The organism is Mycobacterium sp. (genome assembly GCF_049278535.1).
Classification (GTDB): Bacteria; Actinomycetota; Actinomycetes; order Mycobacteriales; family Mycobacteriaceae; genus Mycobacterium.
The window spans coordinates 1-15625 of record NZ_JBAPMI010000162.1; the positions used below are offsets into that span (position 1 = coordinate 1).

A 15625-nucleotide genomic window follows, 5' to 3' on the forward strand; every position below is an offset into this window, starting at 1 on the left:
CGATGGGCCAAGCCCGACGAATACGCCGCCATCGGCCGCACCGTGCTGGAGGAGGCACACGAGAGGGCAGAGGAAGCGCCGAGCACTCCCCAGGCCTAGCGCCGGGTGATACCGAGTTAGAAGTTCCAGTCCTCGTCTTCGGTGTTGACGGCCTTGCCGATCACATAAGAACTACCCGAACCCGAGAAGAAGTCGTGGTTCTCGTCGGCGTTGGGGCTCAGTGCCGACAGGATCGCGGGATTCACGTCGGTCTCGTCGCGCGGGAACAGCGCCTCGTAGCCGAGGTTCATCAACGCCTTATTGGCGTTGTAGCGCAAGAACTTTTTGACGTCTTCGGTGAGGCCGACCTCGTCGTAGAGATCCTGGGTGTACTCGACCTCGTTGTCGTAGAGCTCGAAAAGCAGCTCGTAGGTGTAGTCCTTGAGGGCGGCCTGCGTAGCCGCGTCCTCGAGCGCCAGACCCTTCTGGTACTTGTAGCCGATGTAGTAGCCGTGCACGGCCTCGTCGCGGATGATCAGCCGGATCAGGTCGGCGGTGTTGGTCAGCTTGGCCCGGCTCGACCAGTACATCGGCAGGTAGAACCCGGAGTAGAACAGAAAGCTCTCCAGCAGCGTCGAGGCCACCTTGCGCTTGAGCGGCTCGTCGCCCTTGTAGTACTCCATCACGATCTCGGCCTTGCGCTGCAGGTTCGGGTTCTCTTCCGACCAGCGGAATGCCTCGTCGATCTCGGTGGTGGAGCACAGCGTCGAGAAGATCGAGCTGTAGCTCTTGGCGTGGACCGACTCCATGAACGCGATGTTGGTGTAGACCGCTTCTTCGTGCGGCGTCAGCGCATCGGGAATCAGGCTGACCGCGCCGACCGTGCCCTGGATGGTGTCCAGCAGCGTCAGCCCGGTGAAGACCCGCATCGTCAGCTGCTTCTCGTTGGGTGTCAGCGTCCCCCACGACGGGATGTCGTTGGAGACCGGCACCTTCTCCGGCAGCCAGAAATTGCCGGTCAACCGTTCCCAAACCTCGGCGTCCTTCTCGTCTTGCAGACGGTTCCAGTTGATCGCGGAAACGCGGTCGATCAGCTTCATTCCATCGGTCACCAGAACCCCACTTCACCAGGACGGATAGTCGACGTTGCTCAGATCACAAACACTACCCCTGGGGTGCGACATGGCGACGGAACACAAGACCTTGTGTTCGCGTGTCGCGCGCGGCGATTTTTACGCGGCCGCCTTGAAGTGCGGGCGAAGGACCAGGCGCACCACGCGGTCGAGGACTCGATCGGATACCACCCGCGACCCTCGCGCGAGGACCGCGGCGTCGCGCCCGACGGTGTACCGCGTGCGCGGACGAGAAGCGGTCGCAGCCTTGGCGATCACCTTCGCGGCGTGTTCGGCTGAAACGCCGTCCTTGTCGAACGATCGAGCCAGATTCGACATGGCGTCGACCAGCTCGCCATACCGTTCGCGCTGATCGGCGGTCATGCCGTCTTTCAGCCGATCCGCGGTGGCCACTCCCCGTTCGGCCATCGCGGTCTTGACCGCCCCCGGCTCGATGACCACGACCTTGACCCCTAACCTGCTGACCTCACGACGCAGCGAGTCGCTGAGTGCCTCCAGCGCGAACTTGGAACCGGCATACGCCGGGTACGTCGGCAATGCCAGCTTCCCGCCGAGCGAACTGATGTTGACCACGGTTCCCGAACTGCGCAGTAGCGATGGCATGAGCGCCTGGATCATTGCGACGTGTCCGAACAGGTTCACCTCGAACTGCCGACGCCATTCGACGATCGGCAGCACTTCGACCGGAGCGTTGATCGCGACTCCCGCATTGTTGATCAGCGCCCGCAGCGCAAGCCCCTGCGGATCGCGCACGACGCGTTCGGCGATGGCGGACACGTCTGACTCGACGGTGATGTCCAGAATGTGCGGCTCGATCCCCTCACCACGCAGCGCGTCGGCGTCGACGTCGCGCCGCACGCCGGCCAGCACGTGAAAGCCCCTGCGCGCCAACTCACGTGCGGTGGCGGCACCCATCCCGGTCGAGGCGCCGGTGACGACGATCAGCTCGGACGAATTCGAGGCGGTCATGGGCAACTCCAGTTCAGTTGACAGTGTCAGCTCAACCTAGATGCGTTGAGTTGACATTGTCAACCCAACTCCTCACGGCCTATGCTGCTGCCGGTGGCGACGCGATCAGAAACGGCTGCAATCACGCGGCAGGCCCTGCTCGACGCGGCTGGGGTGCTGCTCGACGCTGGCGGGCCAGACGCGGTAACGCTGCGCGAAGTGGGCGCCCGCACTGGCGTATCGCGCTCAGCGCCGTATCGCCACTTCGCCAACAAGGAAACGTTGCTCACCGCCCTGGCCACCAACGCCATGACTCAACTAGGCGATGAACTGGAAAACCTTGCTGCCGAGAGTGATTCATCGGAAAAGCCATTGCGCGCAGCGCTCCTCTCGCTGGTCACCATCGGCCGCACCCGCCCGAATCTGTACCGCCTCATGTTCACCACGCCGGCAGGTGACCCGACCGAGGCCGTGCGGGCAGCCGAACGCACCCAAGACCTCTTCCTCGACCTCGTCGGCCGCATCGTCGGCCGGCGACGTGCGAGACACTACGGAGCCCTACTGCTGACTGCCGCGCACGGCGCTGCAAGTTTTGAATCGAGCAGCCACTTCGTGTGGGACAAATGGCAGACCAACGCGGAGCGCGTGATCGACTCGTTGATCGCATTGCTGCCCACCACGACGTAGCCCGCGTCAGTCAGTCCGACGTCCCGCGGGGTGTGGGTCAGACCGTCCTCGACCGTTGCGCAGCGCGATGTGGGACAGCCCGCTTTTCAAAGCCGAAGCAACTATGTACCATTTGGTACATGTTTACCGAAGACAGTATCGAAATCGACGCCCCGGCACAGTTGGTGTGGGACGTCTTCAGCGACGTGGAGCACTGGCCGGAATGGACCGAATCGGTCACCTCGCTGGTCGGACGCGACGGGGCCAATTTGGATGTGGGCAAACGATTCTCGATCAAGCAGCCCGGCATGTCGAAGCTGGACTGGAAGGTCACCGAGCTCGACCCGGGCCTGTCCTGGACGTGGGTGCAACGCTCACCCGGTGTGAACGTGAGCGCTCGCCACCACGTCATCGCCCAGCCGGGCGGCCGCACCCTGGTGCGCCAGCAACTCGATCAGCGCGGTCTGCTTGGCGCTTTGGTCGGCCGAATGATGCTCAAGAAGACCAAGCGATTCCTCGAGCTCGAAGCCCAGGGACTCAAGGCCCGGTCCGAGCAGCTGCACCGCGCCGATGGCGCGCACTCCTGACCAAAGCAGGCGCCGACAACTGCTGGAGAAACTCGTCGACGAGTTCGCCGCCGGCGGCGTCGGCGATCGCTCACTACGTGACGTCGCCGAAGCGGTCGGCACCAGCCATCGAATGTTGTTGCACCATTTCGGATCTCGCAACGATCTGCTGGTGGCCATCGTCGAGGAGGTCGAGCGCCGCCAGATGACTGTCGTCGCCGATTTGCCCACTAGTCCGGCCGAACATTTCGCCGCCATGTGGGCCGACGTCCGACGACCCGAGCTGCGCCAGTTCGAAGGCCTCTTCTTCGAGTGCTACTCGCGAGCCGCCAACGGCGAACGACCCTTCGCCCGGATGGTGCCGGGCGCGGTCGACGACTGGCTGTCCCTCACCCAGGGTCTGGCCGAACCTGCCGCGGCGCGACTCGGGCTGGCGGTCATCCGGGGCTTGTTACTGGACCTGGTGGCTACCGGCGACGAGGCCGGCGTCGACGCCGCAGCCCAAGCGTTCGTGCATCTGCTCAGGCGCTGATTGCCCGGCCCTTGGCCGGCGAACCGGTGCCCACTCCGAAGAACTTGTACTCGGCGAGCTTGAGCGAGCGGGTTTCCCGCCAGTACTGCCAGGTCATCCCGCTCCACAGCGTCCGGTTGACGCCGTGCTCGTCCAGGTACCAACTGCTGCAGCCACCGGTGTTCCACACCGAGCCGGCCAGCTTGCTCTGCAGTTCGGTGTTGGACCGGTCCTGGGCAGTGCGGCTGGGCGCCAGCGCCTGTGCTCCGGCCTTGTCGACGGCCGCGATCGCCTCGGCGACGTAGTGGATCTGCGACTCGATCATGAAGACCACCGAGGTGTGGCCCAGCCCGGTGTTCGGGCCGAGCAGGAAAAACAGGTTGGGCATGTCGGCCACGGCGATGCCACGGTGCGCCACGACTCCCTCGCGATTCCAGCGATCCACCAGGTCCTCGCCGCGCGGGCCTTTCACGTCGACGAAGGTGTAGGAGTCGGTGGTGTGAAACCCGGTGGCGTACACGATGACATCGACGGGATGCTCGACGCCATCGCCGGTGACGATGCCGTTGGGAGTGATGCGACTGATCCGGTCGGTGATCAGCGTGGTCTTAGGATTGTCGACCGCCTGATAGTAGTTGGCCGCGTAGAGGATTCGTTTGCAGCCGGCGCGATATTTCGGGGTCAGCCGGCGACGCAGTTCTTTGTCCTTCACGTTGCGGCGAATGTTCAACCTGCCAACCAGTTCGACCGCACGCAGCAAACTCGGGCGTTGTGTCATGGCGAACCCGAGTCCCTCGAGCCCCCAGTAAATACCTGACCGCACAGCCAATCTCAGACCCGGCACCGTCGCGAAGGCTTTGCGCACCGCGTCGGGCAACAGACTGTTCGGCCGCGGAACCACCCAGGGCGGGGTGCGCTGGTACAGCTGCACCTCGGCAACGCCGGCATCGCGACGGACCAGCTCCGGCACAATCTGGATCGCGCTGGCACCGGTGCCGATGATCGCGACCCGCTTGCCGGTCAAGTCGACGCTGTGGTCCCACTGCGCGGAATGGAAAGCGGCACCGCGGAATTCGTCCATGCCTTCGATGTCCGGCGTCCGCGGAATGTGCAGCGCCCCGGCGCCGGAGATCAGAAATTGAGCGACGTACTCCTCCCCCGATTCGGTGAACACATGCCAGCGATATTCGCTGTCGTCCCAGTGCGCACGGCTTACCTTCTGGCCGAATTCGATGTAACGGCGCAGCCCGTATTTCTCGGCAACGTCCTTGAGATAGTCCAGGATTTCCGGTTGCGGGGAGAACAGCTTGCTCCAGGTGGCCTTGGGCTCGAACGAGAACGAGTACAGGTGCGACGGCACGTCGCATGCGCAACCGGGGTAGCTGTTGTCCCGCCAGGTGCCGCCGACGTCGTCGGCCTTCTCCAAGATGACGAAATCAACGTCCTGGCGCTGCAATGCGATGGCCATGCCGAGCCCGGCGAAACCCGTCCCGATGATGACCGTACGGGTGCGTACGGGTGGAGCAGTTGCATCCGATTGGGTCGTCGACTCCGCGATGCTCATCTGCGCCCCTCCTCCATATCCAGTACCGAGGGTATCAACGCCGCCCGATACTAGCTGGCAGCGGAGTTGTGCGGCACCGCGTCGTGAATGGGCTGGTCAGGGTCGAGCTTGATGCCGAGCATCTCGGCGGTGCCGCTGATGACGCCCAACGTGATCGTGGTCAGGTGCTCGACGAACTGTTCACGGGGCATCCGCCGGGGGCTGTCGACATCGGAACCCAGCCACCAATCGGTGGCTGCCGCGGCGCACCCATATGCGGCGAATGCCGCGAGCTCGAAAGCGGCGGGATCGAGCTTCATCTCGCGCAGCTCGTTGTTGAACATCTCCGCCATCGCCAGGGTGATCTCGCGGCCTTCGTTCACCGTCCGCATCGTCGACTCCGACTGCTCGGGGAAGCGGCCCTGGATGAAGAAGCGCAGCACGTTGGGATGTTCGTCGACCAGGCTGACGTGTTCCTCGGCGCTGCGGTGGATGATTTCGCGAACCGAGTCGGTGGCGAAGTCGATCGACGGGAAGACCGCCGCCCAGAGCATGTCGCGCAGGCGTTCCCCGATCGCCTGAAACAGATCGGACTTGTCGGTGAAATGCCGGTAGATCTTGGGCTTTGCGGTGCCGGCCTCTTCGGCGATCTCGCGGACGCTGAGGTCGGGGCCCAGCCGGTCGATGGCGCGAAACGCCGCCTCCACGATCTCCGCGCGCACTTTCTTGCGGTGCTCGCGCCAGCGCTCGCTGCGCGCGTCGACCTTCACACCAGGCTTTGGCCCGGCGTGCGGTAGCGGGGGCCGGGGAATTCTGACCACGTCAAGCACCATACCCCGGCGCGGTCGCTGACCTGGGCAGACCTGCCATCGGACCCGTCGTCACAGCATGCAGGACACGCAACCCTCGACTTCGGTGCCTTCCAGCGCCATCTGCCGCAGCCGGATGTAATACAGCGTCTTGATACCTTTGCGCCACGCGTAAATCTGCGCCTTGTTCACGTCGCGGGTGGTCGCGGTGTCTTTGAAGAACAGTGTCAGCGAGAGCCCTTGGTCCACATGCTGAGTGGCCGCGGCGTAGGTGTCGATGATCTTCTCGTATCCGATTTCGTAGGCATCCTGGTAGTACTCCAGGTTGTCGTTGGTCAGATACGGCGCCGGGTAGTAGGCCCGACCGATCTTGCCTTCCTTGCGGATCTCGATCTTGGACGCCACCGGGTGGATCGACGATGTCGAGTGGTTGATGTAGGAGATCGATCCGGTCGGCGGCACCGCCTGCAGGTTCTGGTTGTAGATACCGTGCGCCTGCACCGACTCCTTCAGTCGCTTCCAGTCGTCCTGGTTCGGGATGCGGATACCGGCATCAGCGAAGAGCTGACGCACCTTGTCAGTCTCGGGCTCCCAGGCCTGCTCGGTGTACTTGTCGAAGAACTCACCGGATGCGTACTTCGAATTCTCGAAGCCCTTGAAGTGCGAACCCCGTTCGATCGCAATGCGATTCGAGGCGCGCAGCGCGTGATAGAGCACCGTGTAGAAGTAGATGTTGGTGAAGTCGATGCCCTCTTCGGACCCGTAGAAGATGCTTTCGCGGGCCAGGTAGCCGTGCAGGTTCATCTGCCCGAGTCCGATCGCGTGCGAGTCGTTGTTGCCCTGCTCGATCGAGGGCACCGACCAGATGTGGGTCTGGTCGCTCACCGCGGTCAGCGCACGGATCGCCACCTCGATGCTCTGAGCGAAGTCCGGCGAGTCCATCGTCTTGGCGATGTTCAGTGAACCCAGGTTGCACGAAATATCTTTGCCCACTTTGGAATACGACAAGTCGTCGTTGAACAGCGACGGCGTGGAGACCTGCAGGATCTCCGAGCAAAGGTTGGAGTGGGTGATCTTGCCCTCGATCGGGTTGGCCCGGTTCACCGTGTCCTCGAACATGATGTACGGGTAGCCCGACTCGAATTGCAGCTCGGCCAGCGTCTGGAAGAACTCCCGCGCCTTGATCTTGGTCTTGCGGATCCGCGCGTCGTCGACCATCTCGTAGTACTTCTCGGTGACCGAGATGTCGGCGAAGGGAACACCGTAGACGCGCTCGACGTCGTACGGCGAGAACAGATACATGTCCTCGTTGTTCTTGGCCAACTCAAACGTGATGTCCGGGATTACCACGCCCAAGCTCAGCGTCTTGATCCGGATCTTCTCGTCGGCGTTCTCCCGCTTGGTGTCCAGGAATCGGTAAATGTCGGGGTGGTGGGCTTGCAGATACACCGCACCGGCGCCTTGGCGCGCTCCCAGTTGGTTGGCGTAGGAGAACGAGTCCTCGAGCAGCTTCATGATCGGGATGACGCCCGATGACTGGTTTTCGATGTTCTTGATCGGTGCGCCGTGCTCGCGAATGTTGCTCAGCAACAACGCGACTCCCCCGCCCCGCTTGGACAGCTGCAGCGCGGAGTTGATCGAGCGGCCGATCGACTCCATGTTGTCTTCGATGCGCAGCAGGAAGCAGCTCACCGGCTCACCGCGCTGCATCTTGCCCGAATTGAGGAACGTCGGCGTGGCCGGCTGGAAGCGGCCGTCGATGATCTCGTCGACCAGCTTCTCGGCCAGCCCGGTGTCCCCGGCGGCCAGCGTCAGCGAGACCATTACGACCCGGTCTTCGAAGCGCTCCAGATACCGCTTGCCGTCGAAAGTCTTCAGGGTGTACGAGGTGTAGTACTTGAACGCGCCGAGAAAGGTCGGGAACCGAAACTTCTTGGCGTAGGCGCGATCCAGCAGCGTCTTGACGAAGTTGCGGGAGTACCGGTCGAGAACGTCGCGCTCGTAGTAGTTCTCCTTGATCAGGTAGTCGAGCTTCTCGTCCTGATTGTGGAAGAACACCGTGTTCTGATTGACGTGCTGCAGGAAGTACTGATGCGCCGCTTCGCGGTCCTTCTCGAACTGAATCTTGCCGTCGGCGTCGTACAGATTCAGCATCGCGTTCAGCGCGTGATAGTCCGTCTCATCGGGCAACGCGTGCGTGCCGGAGGTTACAGGCTCTGTAGCGACGGTTGTTGGCACGTCTGTTCCTTCCAAAAGTCAGCGAGACCGGCGCGGACGGCATCCACGTCGTCCGGGGTTCCCATCAGTTCGAAGCGATATAGGTAGGGAACGCCACACTTGCGGGACACCACGTCCCCCGCGTAGGCGAACTCTGCACCGAAGTTGTTGTTGCCCGCGGCGATGACGCCGCGGATCAACGACCGGTTGTTTTCGTTATTCAGAAATGCGATGACCTGCTTGGGAACGTAGCCACCGTCATTGATGTCCGGAGTCGCCCTGCCGCCCCCGTAGGTCGGCAGCACCAGCACATAGGGCTGATCTACCTCGATACGTTCGTGCAGCGGTATCCGCGTTGCCGGGATACCCAGCTTCTGTACGAAGCGGTGCGTGTTCTCCGAGACGCTGGAGAAGTAGACAAGACTGGAGGACGGCACGGCGATCCCCTCCTTAAGTTCTACTGCGCCGTCTGGCCGGTTACGCGCTCAGTACGGCGCCGGCGAGCCCTTTGATCCGATCCGGACGGAAGCCCGACCAGTGCTCATTTCCGGCCACCACGACGGGCGCCTGCAGGTATCCGAGCGCCATGACGTAATCGCGGGCCTCGGAGTCGAGGCTGATGTCGACCTTCTCGTAGGCGATGCCCTGCTTGTCCAGCGCCTTGTAGGTGGCGTTGCACTGCACGCAGGCCGGCTTGGTGTAAACGGTGACGCTCATGGGCGACGACTCCTCTGTCGACGGTGGGACCAGACACGGACTGGCAACTCTTTGGTTACTGCATCTGTACTGCTATTCAGCAGACCGCCGCGCCACAGAATTCCCATCTCGCCGATCTGCGTCAGTCGGCGTATGAGGCCGGTCGGCGCTTCCCGGTTGACCAGGTAAACCTGGGGTCTGTCGGTGTCCGAAACACTACACCTAGTGGGTGGCGATAGGTAGGGATACAAGATGTTCTGAAAGACATTCATGAAATTCCCTGGTCGTAAGCCCTACCGTCGGAGTGTCTTCGGCGTGTCGCAGATCACAGATTCGTCTCGCGGCGGTGTACAAACAGGTTTACCACCCGGGTCCGACAACACACGCCGTCCGCATCCGTCCAGCAAAGCCCCCAGCGGCCGATGACCGCTGGGGGGCGTCAGAAAATCAGCTGACTTCGGCGGCCAGCTTGCCGACCGCATCGCGCACGTTGGCGGCCACCTCGGCGTGCTCGCGCGGGTGCTGACCATTCAGCGTTTTGAACGGAACCGACAGTTTGATCGCGTCGACCACCCGGGCTCCGGCAAGCCCGAACGACTTGCGCGTGTCGTCGTGCGCCCACACCCCGCCGTACTGGCCGAACGATCCCCCGATCACGGCCAGCGGTTTGCCCTTGAGCGCGCTGTCTCCGAACGGCCGAGACAACCAGTCGATCGCGTTCTTGATGACGGCCGGGTAGCTCCCGTTGTATTCCGGGGTGACCACCAGCGCCGCCTCGGCTTCGGCAGCCGCCGCGCGCAACGCGGCCACTGGCGCTAGCGGCGCGGCCTCGGCGTTCATGGCGTCGTCGATCTCTTCGTTGTAGAACGGCAAGTCGCCAAGCCCTTCAAAAATCGTGACAACCACGCCGTCCGGGGCCACCTCGGTAGCCAACTCGGCGATCTGGCGATTGATCGACGCTGCGCGCAAGCTTCCGACCAGCGCTAACACCTTGGTCTCCGCCATGACCCTCTTTCCTTCAGTAGGTGGTTTACATCCTCGCACGATGTAACCGGACCCTGGTCCGCCTTGTTCCGGTGACGCTACAGTTATTTCGTGAGCGCCGCCGACCCGGTCCGCGACCTGCCCGTTTCCATGCCGCAAGAACGCGGTGACGCCGCGCGCAATCGTGCCGTGTTACTGGAAGCGGCGCGGCGGCTGATAGCCGAGCGCGGCGCCGACGCGGTCACTATGGACGACATCGCCGCGGCCGCCGGCGTCGGCAAAGGCACGGTGTTCCGGCGGTTCGGCAGCCGGGCCGGCTTGATGATGGTGCTGCTCGACGAGGACGAGCGGATCAACCAGCAAGCGTTCATGTTTGGTCCTCCGCCGCTGGGCCCCGACGCGCCGCCGCTGGATCGACTGGTGGCCTTCGGGCGCGCCCGCCTGCGTTTCGCGCACACCCACCACGAGTTGTTGGCGGCCGCCAATCGCGCTCCGCAGTCACGCTACGGCGCCCCGGCAATGGTGCTGCGCACGCATGTCCGGATGCTGCTGTCTTCGGGCGGCACCACCGGCGACCTCGACAGCCAGACCGACGCCCTGCTCGCCTTGCTGGAAGCGGACTACGTCGAACATCAACTCACCGAACGCGATCAATCGCTGCCGGCGCTGGGCGATGCCTGGGAAAGCCTGGCGCGCAAGCTTTGCGGAAGATGAGACCGCGCTGGATTCTGCACGTCGACCTCGACCAGTTCCTGGCCTCCGTCGAACTGGGGCGTCATCCCGAATTGGTCGGGTTGCCGGTCATCGTCGGGGGAAACGGCGATCCAGCCGAAGCCCGCAAAGTCGTCACCTGCGCGTCGTACGAAGCCCGCGAATTCGGCGTGCACGCGGGGATGCCGTTGCGCACCGCTGCCCGGCGATGCCCGGACGCCACCTTCTTGCCGTCGGATCCCACGGCGTATGACGCGGCTTCCGAACAGGTGATGGCATTGCTGCGCGACCTGGGCCATCCGGTGGAGGTGTGGGGCTGGGATGAGGCATATCTCGGTGCTGACGTCGACGACCCTGCCGAGCTCGCCGAACAGATCCGCACGGTCGTCGCCTCGGCAACCGGCCTGTCCTGCTCGGTGGGCATCAGCGACAACAAACAGCGCGCCAAGGTCGCCACCGGATTCGCGAAACCGGCCGGCGTCTACACGCTGACCGAGTCGAACTGGATGACCGTGATGGGCGAACGCCCGGTGGACGCGTTGTGGGGCGTCGGGCCTAAGACGGCGAAAAAGCTTGCTGCTCTTGATATCACGACGGTATGGCAGTTAGCCCATACCGACGCCGAGCTGCTGACATCGACGTTCGGCCCACGGACCGGGCTGTGGTTGTTGCTGCTGGCCAACGGCGGTGGCGACGACACGGTCAGCTCCGAGCCTTGGGTACCCCGCTCGCGCAGCCATGTCATCACCTTTCCGCACGATCTCACCGATCGAGGCGAAATGGACTCAGCGATAATCGAATTGGCAAAGCGCGCGCTCGACGAAGTGGTGGCTGCGGCGCGCATTGTCACGCGGGTTGCGGTCACCGTGCGCACCGCCACGTTCTACACCCGAACGAAGATCCGCAAACTCGACGAGGCTACGACTGACGCCGACGTGATCGTCGCGGCCGCACTTCGGGTACTGAATCTGTTCGAATTAGACCGCCCAGTGCGACTGCTCGGGGTCCGGCTGGAATTGCAGATGCCGGATTAGCTCACCGCGGTACGACCGGCGCGGGTTTGAGTGCGCGGGAGAACACCGCGTTGACTTGCCGCATCGCGACGCTATAAGGCCACCAGGCAACGCGTTTGAACGCGTACAACGCACGGATGTCCGCCGAGGTGTAGATCAGGAACCGATTTCTGGCAACGCCGGCCAGTATCTTGTCCGCGGCTTTCTCCGGTGACACCGCGTGCCCGCTGAACCGGTCGACCCAGCGGCTCACCTCCGGGTCGTCGCGGTCGACGCCGGCGATCTCGACGGTGTTGACCAGCGGGGTCCGCACCGCGCCCGGAACCACCACCGACACCCCGATCCGGTAGCGGGCCAGGTCGAACCGCAGCACCTCGGAGAGCCCGCGTAGCCCGAATTTGCTTGCGCTGTAGGCGGCGTGCCAAGGCAATCCAATCAGCCCCGCCGCCGAGGACACGTTGACCAGATTTCCGCCATTGCGGGCGGCCACCATCGGGGGCAGGAAGTTCTCGATGACGTGGATCGGCCCCATCAGGTTGATCGAGATCATGTTGGTCCACTGCTCGTGCGTCAGCCGGTCGACGGTCCCCCAGGCCGACACCCCGGCGATGTTCATCACGATGTCCATGCTCGGATGATTGGCGTGGATCGCCTCGGCGAATGATGCGACTTCGTCGTAGTTCGAGATGTCCAGCGCCCGGTACTCGGGAACCTGTGCCCCCAGCGCGCGAACTTCCTCGACGGTCTCTGCCAGACCGTCGGCGTTGCGGTCGGTGAGGTACAGCTCAGCACCGTGGCCGGCGAGCCTTAATGCGGTCGCCCGGCCGATGCCACTGGCCGCACCGGTGACCAAGCACCGTTTACCCGCGAACCTCTTCTTCGCCATGGGCAAGGACGATACCGGTGGTAACGCTATGCCTTGACCGTGCCGCCCCACAGCGCGTTGAGCCACAGAGCTTCGAGCACCCGCACGCCGCGCTGCACGTCTCCGTCACCGAGGTAAGCGGTGTCGCCGGACAGCATTTGGGCCGTGGTGACCGACAGCGTGCGCACCAGCGTCGGGATGTCGTCGCTGATCGGGTGGGCGGTACCGGCCCGCAGCTCGTCTTGGACGATGCCGATGATCTGTCTGACCACGCCCTCGACCTGTTGGTCGAGCAGGTCGCGGATCTCCGCGTCGGTGTTGCGCGCGGCATTGCACGCCGACATCACCGGGTCGTTGTGGGCGTAGACCGCCGCTGCGCTTCCGACCATCCGCTTGGCGAACGCCGCCGGCGATTCGTCGACGCCGCGCGGTGCGAAGTACTCGGTCAGCTCCTCGAGTTCCTGTGTCGCGTCGGCGAGGATCTGCGCCAGCACGGCGTATTTGGAGTCAAAGTAAAAGTAGAACCCGGATCGGGCCACGCCGGCGCGATCGCTGATGGTGCTCACCGACAACTGCGCGAACGGCTTCTCCTCGAGCAGCTGGCGCACCGCGTGCACGATGGCCTGTCGCTGCCGGTCACCGCGACGACGCGGAACCTGGACAACCGCGGCTTGCTCGGCCGCCTGGTCGGCCCCCTGCTCAATACGCACTCTTTGACCTTGCACTACGCCACGCGCAAAAGGAAACTTGACAGCCGTCAAGTTTCATCGAAAGATAGCAGTCGGTGACGCCTGCCACAAAGCCGGTCAGTGCCGGTCTGCCTTGGCCGCAGGCGCTGAAGAGGAGTGTCAATGGCGACCATCAGCACCCCGAGTTACCTACTCGATCAGGCGAAACGCCGGCTTACCCCGTCGTTCAACAACTTTCCCGGCATGGCCGCCGTCGAACAGCGGCTGCTGAACTACGACTGGGCGCCGCGGAAGCTTGCGGATCCGCCGGCGGGCAGCGGGCTCAAGCCGGTGATGGGCGATCGTGGTCTGCCGGTTCTGGGCCACATCATCGAGATGCTGCGGGGCGGACCGGATTACCTGCTGTTCCTGTATCAGACCAAGGGTCCGGTCATATTCGGTGACTCGCCGGTGCTGCCTGGCGTCGCCGCGCTGGGCCCCGACGCAGCCCAGGTCGTCTACTCCAATCGCAATAAGGACTACTCCCAGCAGGGCTGGGTGCCGGTGATCGGCCCGTTCTTCAACCGCGGCCTGATGTTGCTCGATTTCGAGGAGCACATGTTCCATCGGCGGATCATGCAGGAGGCGTTCGTCCGCTCCCGGCTGGTCGGCTATGTCGAGCAGATGGACCAGGTCGTCTCGCAGGTCATCGCCGACGACTGGGTGGTCAACGATCCGCGTTTTCTGCTCTATCCGGCAATGAAGGAACTCACCCTCGACATCGCGTCGATGGTGTTCATGGGTCACGAGCCCGGCACCGATCATGAGCTGGTGACCAAGGTCAATAAGGCATTCACGGTCACCACCCGCGCCGGAAACGCGATCATCCGCACCGGCGTGCCGCCGTTTACCTGGTGGCGCGGTCTGCAGGCCCGGGAGCTGCTCGAGAACTACTTCCGCGACCGCGTGAAGGAACGCCGCGGCAAGGCGGGCAACGACCTGCTGACCGTCCTGTGCCACACCGAGGATGAGGACGGCAACAGTTTCTCCGACGAGGACATCGTCAACCACATGATCTTCCTCATGATGGCCGCGCATGACACCTCGACATCGACCGCGACGACGATGGCCTACCACCTGGCCGCCAACCCCGACTGGCAGGAACGCTGCCGCGACGAATCCGATCGGCTCGGCGACGGTCCGCTGGACATCGAGTCGCTGGAGAAGCTGGAGTCGCTTGATCTGGTGATGAACGAGGCGATTCGGCTGGTGACGCCGGTGCAGTGGGGGATGCGCCGGACAGTGCGCGACACCGAGTTGCTGGGCCACTACCTGCCTGCGGGCACCAACGTCATCGCATACCCGGGAATGAACCATCGTCTGCCGGAGCTCTGGACGGATCCGCTGAAATTCGACCCCGACCGGTTCACCGAGCCGCGTAGCGAGCACAAACGGCACCGTTACGCGTTCACGCCGTTCGGCGGCGGCGCGCACAAGTGCATCGGAATGACGTTCGGGCAGTTGGAGATCAAGACGATCCTGCATCGGCTGCTGCGCCGCTACCGGCTTGAGTTGCCCCGCCCGGGCTACCAGGCGAAATGGGACTACGGCGGCATGCCGATCCCGATGGACGGCATGCCGATCGTGTTGCGCCCGCTCTAGCCGCAGCCGTTCTCGCCGTATAGACGGTTCGCGCAGGCGATCACCGCCGATAGCGCGGACTGCGTCGGGTCTTGCGAGCAGCCCATCGCCCATTCGGCCCGGCAGCCGTCGGTGCCCTGGATGAAGGTCGCGGTCGCGTCGTCGGACTGCAACTGGTGAAACCGCAGCATCTCGACCGCGACGCCGTGCTCGTAGAGCATCGCGGTCAGCGCGGCGACCGGGCCATTCGCGGTGGCGGTGGCGGTTTCGATGCGGTCGCCGAGTGCCAGCCTGGCCTGAAATGTCCGCGGCCCCAACCGAGTGGCGGGACGTCCGCTGTCGAGGCACACCCAGTTGCCCAGGCGCAGCGGCCCGGCACTGGGCGCGTAGGTGGCGGTGAAGGTGCTCCACGACATGGTGTCGGCGTCTTCCCGAAGCCCTCGTGGAAGCGAAAGGCCGTCGAATTTGACTGTCGACGATTCGGGTGGAGCGAAGGTGATTGTCATGTGCCGGTCTTCTCTGGTCTGAAGGAGTGACCGACGGGTAGCAGCTTCCGACCCACAGCGGGGGGTCGGTCTGGATCAGACCCCGCTGCGGGTGCTGGCTACTACGAGAAGATGTTGCACGATCGCCGAGCGTAGACGCTGATGAGCCGAGGGTGCAACTTCATTTATC

At 63.7% G+C, this 15625-nt stretch carries 17 protein-coding genes; 6 read left to right on the forward strand and 11 right to left on the reverse strand.

Going from position 1 to position 15625, the window contains the following annotated elements; all coding sequences use genetic code 11:
• Positions 1-116: 116 nt before the first annotated feature.
• Together nrdF and WAO18_RS10755 are read right to left on the reverse strand one after the other, a co-directional pair.
• A complete protein-coding gene (nrdF, locus tag WAO18_RS10750; protein WP_422206258.1) occupies positions 117-1091 on the reverse strand; it encodes a class 1b ribonucleoside-diphosphate reductase subunit beta in 975 nt (324 codons plus the stop codon).
• Positions 1092-1211: 120 nt separating this feature from the next.
• Entirely contained in the window at positions 1212-2081 is an 870-nt protein-coding gene (locus tag WAO18_RS10755) for an SDR family NAD(P)-dependent oxidoreductase (RefSeq protein WP_422206260.1), read from the reverse strand.
• Between the two features lie 81 nt (positions 2082-2162).
• On the opposite strand from WAO18_RS10755, the gene WAO18_RS10760 reads away from it, so the two are divergent.
• The 3 genes from WAO18_RS10760 (at position 2163) to WAO18_RS10770 (ending at position 3824) form a co-directional block, all read left to right on the forward strand.
• On the forward strand, positions 2163-2747 hold the full coding sequence (locus WAO18_RS10760) for a TetR/AcrR family transcriptional regulator (protein WP_422206262.1): 585 nt from the start codon (positions 2163-2165) through the stop codon (positions 2745-2747).
• 119 nt (positions 2748-2866) lie between these two features.
• On the forward strand, positions 2867-3313 hold the full coding sequence (locus WAO18_RS10765; RefSeq protein ID WP_422206264.1) for an SRPBCC family protein: 447 nt from the start codon (positions 2867-2869) through the stop codon (positions 3311-3313).
• Entirely contained in the window at positions 3297-3824 is a 528-nt protein-coding gene (locus WAO18_RS10770; protein ID WP_422206266.1) for a TetR/AcrR family transcriptional regulator, read from the forward strand. Before WAO18_RS10765 ends, WAO18_RS10770 begins: the two co-directional genes overlap by 17 nt.
• Here WAO18_RS10770 and WAO18_RS10775 read toward each other — a convergent pair.
• The 6 genes from WAO18_RS10775 to WAO18_RS10800 all read right to left on the reverse strand — a co-directional run bounded on the left by WAO18_RS10775 (position 3814) and on the right by WAO18_RS10800 (position 10073).
• Entirely contained in the window at positions 3814-5367 is a 1554-nt protein-coding gene (locus WAO18_RS10775) for a flavin-containing monooxygenase (protein ID WP_422206268.1), read from the reverse strand. The genes WAO18_RS10770 and WAO18_RS10775 overlap by 11 nt on opposite strands.
• A 50-nt stretch (positions 5368-5417) precedes the next feature.
• Positions 5418-6167, reverse strand: coding sequence for a TetR/AcrR family transcriptional regulator (locus WAO18_RS10780; RefSeq protein WP_422206270.1), 750 nt, complete (start codon positions 6165-6167; stop codon positions 5418-5420).
• Between the two features lie 60 nt (positions 6168-6227).
• Entirely contained in the window at positions 6228-8345 is a 2118-nt protein-coding gene (gene nrdE / locus WAO18_RS10785; RefSeq protein WP_422206280.1) for a class 1b ribonucleoside-diphosphate reductase subunit alpha, read from the reverse strand.
• Between the two features lie 17 nt (positions 8346-8362).
• Positions 8363-8809, reverse strand: coding sequence for a class Ib ribonucleoside-diphosphate reductase assembly flavoprotein NrdI (gene nrdI, locus WAO18_RS10790; protein WP_422206272.1), 447 nt, complete (start codon positions 8807-8809; stop codon positions 8363-8365).
• A gap of 40 nt (positions 8810-8849) precedes the next feature.
• Positions 8850-9089, reverse strand: a complete 240-nt coding sequence (locus tag WAO18_RS10795; protein WP_325692705.1) for a redoxin NrdH — start codon at positions 9087-9089, stop codon at positions 8850-8852.
• Between the two features lie 426 nt (positions 9090-9515).
• Complete coding sequence (locus WAO18_RS10800) at positions 9516-10073, reverse strand: NAD(P)H-dependent oxidoreductase (RefSeq protein WP_422206274.1); 558 nt, start codon at positions 10071-10073, stop codon at positions 9516-9518.
• Between the two features lie 129 nt (positions 10074-10202).
• Here WAO18_RS10800 and WAO18_RS10805 point away from each other — a divergent pair, with 129 nt between their 5' ends.
• Entirely contained in the window at positions 10203-10766 is a 564-nt protein-coding gene (locus WAO18_RS10805; RefSeq protein ID WP_422206281.1) for a helix-turn-helix domain-containing protein, read from the forward strand.
• Positions 10763-11797, forward strand: a complete 1035-nt coding sequence (locus WAO18_RS10810; RefSeq protein ID WP_422206276.1) for a DNA polymerase IV — start codon at positions 10763-10765, stop codon at positions 11795-11797. Before WAO18_RS10805 ends, WAO18_RS10810 begins: the two co-directional genes overlap by 4 nt.
• A gap of 1 nt (position 11798) precedes the next feature.
• Here WAO18_RS10810 and WAO18_RS10815 read toward each other — a convergent pair whose 3' ends face one another.
• A complete protein-coding gene (locus tag WAO18_RS10815) occupies positions 11799-12662 on the reverse strand; it encodes an SDR family oxidoreductase (RefSeq protein ID WP_422206277.1) in 864 nt (287 codons plus the stop codon).
• A 26-nt stretch (positions 12663-12688) separates the two neighbouring features.
• Positions 12689-13345, reverse strand: coding sequence for a TetR/AcrR family transcriptional regulator (locus WAO18_RS10820; protein ID WP_422206282.1), 657 nt, complete (start codon positions 13343-13345; stop codon positions 12689-12691).
• A 147-nt stretch (positions 13346-13492) separates the two neighbouring features.
• Here WAO18_RS10820 and WAO18_RS10825 point away from each other — a divergent pair, with 147 nt between their 5' ends.
• The gene (locus WAO18_RS10825) at positions 13493-14971 is read left to right on the forward strand and encodes a cytochrome P450 (protein ID WP_422206278.1); all 1479 of its coding nucleotides are present in this window, start codon (positions 13493-13495) and stop codon (positions 14969-14971) included.
• On the opposite strand, the gene WAO18_RS10830 is transcribed toward WAO18_RS10825, so the two are convergent.
• On the reverse strand, positions 14968-15456 hold the full coding sequence (locus WAO18_RS10830; protein ID WP_422206279.1) for a homocitrate synthase: 489 nt from the start codon (positions 15454-15456) through the stop codon (positions 14968-14970). The two genes, WAO18_RS10825 and WAO18_RS10830, sit on opposite strands and share 4 nt — an antisense overlap.
• Between the last annotated feature and the right edge of the window lie 169 nt (positions 15457-15625).

What these genes read in the sequence shown, in the direction of transcription:
- WAO18_RS10755 (WP_422206260.1), bottom strand. Translation starts at nt 2,081, where the DNA reads ATGACCGCCTCGAATTCGTCCGAGCTGATCGTCGTCACCGGCGCCTCG.
- WAO18_RS10760 (WP_422206262.1), top strand. Translation starts at nt 2,163, where the DNA reads ATGCTGCTGCCGGTGGCGACGCGATCAGAAACGGCTGCAATCACGCGG.
- WAO18_RS10765 (WP_422206264.1), top strand. Translation starts at nt 2,867, where the DNA reads ATGTTTACCGAAGACAGTATCGAAATCGACGCCCCGGCACAGTTGGTG.
- WAO18_RS10770 (WP_422206266.1), top strand. Translation starts at nt 3,297, where the DNA reads ATGGCGCGCACTCCTGACCAAAGCAGGCGCCGACAACTGCTGGAGAAA.
- WAO18_RS10775 (WP_422206268.1), bottom strand. Translation starts at nt 5,367, where the DNA reads ATGAGCATCGCGGAGTCGACGACCCAATCGGATGCAACTGCTCCACCC.
- WAO18_RS10795 (WP_325692705.1), bottom strand. Translation starts at nt 9,089, where the DNA reads ATGAGCGTCACCGTTTACACCAAGCCGGCCTGCGTGCAGTGCAACGCC.
- WAO18_RS10800 (WP_422206274.1), bottom strand. Translation starts at nt 10,073, where the DNA reads ATGGCGGAGACCAAGGTGTTAGCGCTGGTCGGAAGCTTGCGCGCAGCG.
- WAO18_RS10805 (WP_422206281.1), top strand. Translation starts at nt 10,203, where the DNA reads ATGCCGCAAGAACGCGGTGACGCCGCGCGCAATCGTGCCGTGTTACTG.
- WAO18_RS10810 (WP_422206276.1), top strand. Translation starts at nt 10,763, where the DNA reads ATGAGACCGCGCTGGATTCTGCACGTCGACCTCGACCAGTTCCTGGCC.
- WAO18_RS10815 (WP_422206277.1), bottom strand. Translation starts at nt 12,662, where the DNA reads ATGGCGAAGAAGAGGTTCGCGGGTAAACGGTGCTTGGTCACCGGTGCG.
- WAO18_RS10825 (WP_422206278.1), top strand. Translation starts at nt 13,493, where the DNA reads ATGGCGACCATCAGCACCCCGAGTTACCTACTCGATCAGGCGAAACGC.
- WAO18_RS10830 (WP_422206279.1), bottom strand. Translation starts at nt 15,456, where the DNA reads ATGACAATCACCTTCGCTCCACCCGAATCGTCGACAGTCAAATTCGAC.